Source organism: Synechococcus sp. R55.8, assembly GCF_047461895.1.
Lineage (GTDB): Bacteria > Cyanobacteriota > Cyanobacteriia > Thermostichales > Thermostichaceae > Thermostichus.
On the sequence record NZ_JANSIB010000015.1, the window covers coordinates 23,060 to 29,259 of the forward strand.

5 protein-coding genes are annotated in these 6,200 nt (G+C 59.8%); 2 read left to right on the plus strand and 3 right to left on the minus strand.

Annotated elements, in window-relative coordinates; genetic code table 11:
- Positions 1-33: 33 nt before the first annotated feature.
- Positions 34-993 (plus strand): SGNH/GDSL hydrolase family protein, encoded by a 960-nt coding sequence (locus NW829_RS02885; RefSeq protein ID WP_414390498.1) that lies wholly within the window; start codon positions 34-36, stop codon positions 991-993.
- 71 nt (positions 994-1,064) lie between these two features.
- On the opposite strand, the gene NW829_RS02890 is transcribed toward NW829_RS02885, so the two are convergent.
- Positions 1,065-2,900 carry a ribonuclease J gene (locus tag NW829_RS02890; RefSeq protein WP_414416388.1) on the minus strand — a complete coding sequence of 612 codons (1,836 nt, stop codon included), beginning with the start codon at positions 2,898-2,900 and terminating at the stop codon, positions 1,065-1,067.
- A gap of 232 nt (positions 2,901-3,132) precedes the next feature.
- The gene (gene dapA, locus NW829_RS02895; RefSeq protein ID WP_011431720.1) at positions 3,133-4,053 is read right to left on the minus strand and encodes a 4-hydroxy-tetrahydrodipicolinate synthase; all 921 of its coding nucleotides are present in this window, start codon (positions 4,051-4,053) and stop codon (positions 3,133-3,135) included.
- Between the two features lie 275 nt (positions 4,054-4,328).
- Here dapA and NW829_RS02900 point away from each other — a divergent pair, with 275 nt between their 5' ends.
- Positions 4,329-4,955 (plus strand): nitroreductase family protein, encoded by a 627-nt coding sequence (locus NW829_RS02900; protein ID WP_011431721.1) that lies wholly within the window; start codon positions 4,329-4,331, stop codon positions 4,953-4,955.
- A 51-nt stretch (positions 4,956-5,006) separates the two neighbouring features.
- Here NW829_RS02900 and trpD read toward each other — a convergent pair whose 3' ends face one another.
- Complete coding sequence (gene trpD, locus NW829_RS02905; protein ID WP_414412726.1) at positions 5,007-6,038, minus strand: anthranilate phosphoribosyltransferase; 1,032 nt, start codon at positions 6,036-6,038, stop codon at positions 5,007-5,009.
- Positions 6,039-6,200 lie beyond the last annotated feature (162 nt).

The window sequence follows — 6,200 nt, forward strand, 5'->3', positions numbered from 1 at the left end:
GAAAACTCGACTCCAAGACAACAAGACAGCTGGGTGTTCCTCCTCTCCCTGCTGATTTTGATACTCAGTTTGGGGCTAACCGGCTGCTCTGCCAGTTCTGGATCCCCTGTTGTGCCCAGCCCACCCACCCTCACCCGCTACGTTGCCCTGGGAGCCAGCGATGCCGTTGGCTACAACGCCTCCATTTCCTGTGATGGCCCAGCCAACGCCGCCGGCACTCGACCCCAGCGCTCAGAGCCCCTGGACTGCCCCAATGGAACGGGCTATGTGCCCCGCCTGGCTCGCTTGCTGCCCGGCCCAGTGGAGCTTATCAACCTGGGCCGTTCGGGAGCGGTGCTCAGCCCCGCCATGCAAGCCCTGAGGCAGGGGATCCCGGCCAATTTGCTGCAGGATCAAGTGCCGCGCCTTCCCCCCGATGCCACCCTGATCACCATTTGGGTGGGCGGAAACGATACCAACGCCATCGCTCTGGCGGCGGCTCAACGGGCTCTCCAAGGTGAGGATCCCTTGCCCTTCGTCGATCAGCAGATCCGACAATTCGCCGCCGATTACCAAACCCTGCTGCAAGCGGTGCGTGCCCGTGCCCCTCAAGCTCGCCTGGCGGTGGCCAACCTGCCCAACTTCGCCCTGATTCCTCTGGGTCAGCAGCAACCCAGCAGCGTGCGCCAACTGCTCTCCCTGATCTCGGTTGGCCTCACGCAACGGGCCATCAACCCCTTAAGCCAACAGGGGATCCCAGTGGTGGACTTGCTCTGCGATCCCCGCTCCTACCGACGCGAGTCCTTCTTTCCCGGCCCGCTGGCCGACGGCTTTCACCCCAACGACCGGGGCTACGCCGATTTGGCCGATGCCTTCTTGAGCGCCCTTCGGCAACCGCTCCCTCCCCAAACCCGCTGCCCTCCCTTTAGCGAGGTGGGATCCCTGCAACCAGATGCGGCGGCAGAGTCTGCCCTCCGCAGTTTTCTCACGGATGGATACAAGCCGGCACAATAGGAAGGATCCCTGCGCTCGGCAAGGGATCCCAAAGGCGCTTAGACGATCCAGCCACGGAGAACGGGCCAGTTTTAGGAAGCAGCCACAGCCGTCGAGGAACGCCGCCGCCGGCCCAGAGCACCCGCTACCGGCTCCGGTTGGGTTTCCACACTCAGGGAAGACACAGACTCCTCTTCAGGGGATTGCACAAAAACCGCCACCGTGGGCTTGCCGGGCAATTGTTCTCGCAAGAAACGGCGCACCACCCGCTCCACTTCGCCCTTAAGGCCGGCCCAGTCGATGTCCAGGCTGCCCCGCTCCAGCGAGCGAGCAAATTGGGGCCACGCTTGCCGAAGGGTGTTCTCCAGAAGGGGTTTCAGGTCGGATCCCTTGAGTTGGTTCCCTTCCCCCGCCAAGCCAAAGGTTTGCACCTGCGGGGTGCAGAGCAACTGGCCGCTGCCGTCCAGGCTGATCACCACCGTCACCATGCCGTCTTTGGCGATCTGCTGCCGCTCCTGCATCATCTCATCCATCACCACTCCATCGTGGGAAGCGGCGATCATCTGCAGGCCAGAGGGGACGCGGCCCGTGATGGCAATGCGCTCCCGGTTCACCTCCACCACATCGCCGTTGTCGATGATTACAATGTTTTCCCGCGGGATCCCCATGCTCATGGCGGTTTCGGCGTGCTTGACCAGCATGCGGTATTCCCCGTGGGTGGGGACAAAGAACTTGGGGCGGGTGAGGGCAATCATCAGCTTCTGGTCTTCCTGGCAGCCGTGGCCGGAAACGTGCAGGCCCTTGTCTTTGCCGTAAATGACATTGGCTCCCAGCTCCATTAGCTTGTCAATGACCCGCGAGACTGCGATCGTGTTGCCAGGGATCGGGTTGGCCGACCACACCACCGTGTCTCCTGGCTTGATTTGCAACTGCGGGTGCTCACCGTTGGCGATGCGGGTAAGAGCAGCCAGCGGTTCTCCCTGGGATCCGGTGGTGAGGATGATCACCCGGTCATCCGGCAGGCTGTTGATCACATGCATCGGCTGCAGCGTTTCGTCCTTGCAGCGGATGTAGCCCAAGCGCCGCGCATGAGCCACCACGTTTAGCATGGAGCGGCCCAGCAGAGACACCACCCGACCTTGCTGTTCGGCAATCTGCAGCACCAAGTTGAGACGATGTACCGAAGAAGCAAAGGTGGTGATGATCACCCGTCCCTTGGCTCCCGCAATGGCCTTGGTGAGACCGGGCACCACTGAGGCTTCAGAGGGGGTGAACCCCGGCACTTCCGCGTTGGTGGAGTCGCTGATCAGGCAGAGCACTCCCTTTTCCCCATGTTCGGCCAACCGCTGCAGGTCGAAGTACTCCCCATCCACGGGGGTATGGTCGATCTTAAAGTCGCCGGTCTGAATAATGACGCCCACAGGCGTGTGCAGAGCCACCGTAAAGCTATCGGCAAAAGAGTGGGTGTTGCGAATGAATTCGGCAAAAAAGTGCTTACTCAAGGGAACGATTTCACGGGGGCCAACAGGACGCAGCTCTGTGCGGTTGAGCAGGCCCACTTCCCGCAATTTCTCTTCCAGCAGCGCCAGCGCCAATCTGGGGCCGTAGATGACCGGAATATCAAATTCCCGCAAGTGATACGGGATGCCACCGATGTGATCTTCATGGCCGTGGGTAACCACCATCCCCCGCACTTTGTCCCGATTTTGCTTGATGTAGGTCATGTCCGGCAGCACGATGTTCACGCCGTGCATGCTCTCATCGGGAAAAGCCAAACCGGCATCCAAGAGGATAATGTCGTCCTCGTAGCGGAAGGCCCATGTGTTTTTGCCGATCTCCCGCTCGCCGCCCAGCGGAATCATCTGAACGGAAGAGGTGGATTGTGGGATCACAGAACGAGAAGCAACTGAAGAACGTGGTGTTGGCATATGGGTTTAGATCCTCAACAGTAAAAAAACAAAAACAGAAATAGGCGCAGGCTATCCCCAACAAGGCTGTGGGTGAAAGCTGAACTCAGCCGCCGCAACTTATTTGCTTCCCAAGCTGGGAAAGAGCTTTTCGGGGAAAAAGCCACTTACCCACAGGTCAAACGCCACAAAAGAGCCCCTTGCAAACCCCTGAAAACCGTGGTCATGGCAGAAGCAAAGCCTAAAAATGCAATCATGAAACTTTCGTCGCCATTTGTTCGGATCCCTTCGATTCAGCCAGTAGGCCCATCTCTTCAAGCACCTGTCGCAAAACCTGCAGAGAACTGGGCTGTAGAGGCGCTAGGGGAAGGCGCGCCCGACCCACTCGCCAACCCTGCATCTCCAATGCGGCCTTAATCGGAACTGGGTTGGTCTCGATGAATAAAACCTTGAACAACGGAAACAGGCGCAGGTGGTGGGCCAAAGCTTGATCGTGTTGCCCCCTGATGTAGCTCTGGATCAGCTCCTGCAACTGCAACCCAACCAGGTGGCTGGCTACACTGACCACACCGCTCCCCCCCAAAGATAGGAGCGGCAACGTCAAAGAGTCATCCCCTGAATAGATGGCGAAACGCGAGGGAGTGAGTCGCCGAATTTCCGAAGCTACATCCATCATACCACTGGCTTCTTTGATGGCGACAACCGTTTCCAATTCTGCTAATTGGGCTACAGTCTCCGGCTGTAAACTGGCCCCTGTCCGACTGGGAATGTTGTAGAGCAAGATGGGCAGGTCACTGGCTTGGGCGATGGCCTTGAAGTGCTCATAAAGGCCGGCCTGGGTAGGCTTGTTGTAGTAGGGCACCACCTGCAGAGAGCCATCCAAACCGAGTTGAGCGGCCTTTTTTGTGGCTTCAATGGCCTCACGGGTGGAGTTGGATCCCGTCCCGGCGATCACCTTAGCCCGACCGGCTACGGCATCTCGCACCACGCGGAACAGCTCATACTCCTCTTGCCAGGTTAGGGTGGGAGATTCGCCTGTGGTGCCACAGACCACCAAGCCGTCACTGCCGTGGGTTGCCAAGTAATCGGCCAAACGAGCGGCCTCATCGTAGTTAAGCTCCCCCTCATCGGTAAAGGGGGTAACCATGGCCGTCAGCACTCGACCGAAGTTCACCGATTGCTTCTCCCCATCAACCACACCAATCCGACGATTAACCGGGCGACCCAGATGAGACCAGTTTGTTTTTCCATCATACCTGCCTTTGCGTTAGGGATCCCGCTTGCCTGCCCTGCCAAGGCCCAGTTTGTGCCTCACCCGGTTGCCACAGGCTGGATAAAAGGGGGATAACAAAGAAGACAGACCGTTTGAACACGGAATGTATAGCCATTTGCCAATCCTGCCCCTACCTTTGGGGGGAGCAGCCTTTCTACCGACACTTGAGGATCCCTATGGACGCCCTAACTGCCCTGAAAGAGCGCATTTCCGCCGACAAATTGGATCCCAGCCGCCGTTTATCGGAAGCGGAGATCCGAGAGCTGGTGGCTTATGCTACGGAAGCTCCTTCTTCCTTCAACATTCAGCACTGGCGGTTTGTTGCGGTCACCGACCCGGAAGACAAAGAGCGCCTCAAATCTCTGGCCTACAACCAACAGAAGGTGGCGGATGCATCGGTGGTGTTTATCATCCTGGGGGATCTGCGGGGGTATGAGAAACTGCCTGAAATTGTGCAAAGAAGCGTTGCTGCCGGGATCCTCCCCCCCGAAAAAGCGGAAGGCTGGGTGAACATGGCCCAGGCAACCTATCTCCACAATCCCACCTTGGCGCGGGATGAAGCGATTCGCTCTGGGGCGATGGCTGCCATGGCGCTGATGATCGCGGCTCAGGCCAAGGGTTTGGTGAGCGGGCCGATGATCGGCTTTGATCCGGAAGGGGTAAAGCGGGAGTTCGGCATTGCCGACCGCTACGTGCCGGTGATGCTGCTGGCGGTTGGATATGCGGCAGCGGGTAACCTGCCGCGCAAGCCTCGCTTGGGGGTGGATGAAGTTCTGGCCTTTGGGCGAGGGCGGGAGTTTTAGCCCTAGGCTCAGGTGGGATCCCTGTCGCCCTCTCCTGGGCTCCTACCGGCATCAAGCCTTGAGAAAATGAACCAGCTGTTGCAAGCGATCCCAAGCGGCACCCCTGGCGAGAATCTCGCGAGCTTGGGCGATCCCGGCTCTCCAATCGGGGGCCACTCCGGCCACCTGCAGGGCCAAAGCAGCATTCAAGGCCACCACATCCTGCTGGGCAGGCGTCCCGGATCCCTGGAGAACTTGGGCGAGGATGGCAGCATTTTCCGCCACATCCCCCCCCTTGAGAGCTTGGGTGGGTGCCAGGGTCAGCTCGTAATCTGCAGGGTTCAAGACTTCCGTCCGCACCGACCCGCCGCAAAGGACGCCCAAATCCGTGGGCTGATCCAGCCCGGCCTCGTCGAGACCTTCGCGGCTGTGCAACACAATGGCCCCTTCCCGTCCCAACAGGCGCAGGGCCTCTGCCATTACCGGCACCAGCTCCTGGGCGTAAACCCCGATCACCTGGCGGTTGGGATAGAGGGGGTTGACCAAGGGCCCCAACAGGTTGAAAATGGTGCGAACCTTGAGGGCCCGCCGATAGGGGATCACCGCCCGCATGGCCGGGTGCCACTGGGGAGCAAACAAAAAGGTGATGCCCACTTCCGCCACAGCCGCCCGCACCCGCTCTGGCTCAGCCCCCAAGTTCACCCCCAGGGCCTCCAGCACATCCGCCGAGCCGACCTTGCCAGAGGCGGAACGGTTGCCATGTTTAACCACCGGGATCCCGGCTGCACTGACCACAAAGGCCACCGCCGTGGAAATGTTAAAAGTGCCGGCCCCATCGCCGCCGGTGCCACAGGTATCCACCAGGAGAGGCAAGTCCAGCGGGGATCCCAGCGAAGCCCGCTGTAGCACTCGTGCCATGCCGGCCAGTTCACCAGCGCTCACACCCTTGGCTTGCAGGGCCGCCAGAATCGCCCCCGACACCACATCTGGCACTTGGTTCTGGAGCCAACCGTTCATCAACTGTTCAGCTTGGGCTTCGCTGAGAGATTGCCGATCCAGCAACTGCCCCAAAAGCTGTGGCCAAAGGTCAGCCGTTTCCGTCATGGGTCGGGATCCTGGGTGTCAGCGGGTACTTATAGTAGCGTATCTAGTAGCGTATCCCGCCTCTGGGTCACTTGCCTCGTGCAGGTCGGGCCATGCTGATGGTTGGTATAGTGGGTTTGACCTGAGCCGTTTCCGGCCCTAGCAGGGTGCGCTCCATTCTTC

What these genes read in the sequence shown, in the direction of transcription:
- NW829_RS02900 (WP_011431721.1), top strand. Translation starts at nt 4,329, where the DNA reads ATGGACGCCCTAACTGCCCTGAAAGAGCGCATTTCCGCCGACAAATTG.
- NW829_RS02890 (WP_414416388.1), bottom strand. Translation starts at nt 2,900, where the DNA reads ATGCCAACACCACGTTCTTCAGTTGCTTCTCGTTCTGTGATCCCACAA.
- trpD (WP_414412726.1), bottom strand. Translation starts at nt 6,038, where the DNA reads ATGACGGAAACGGCTGACCTTTGGCCACAGCTTTTGGGGCAGTTGCTG.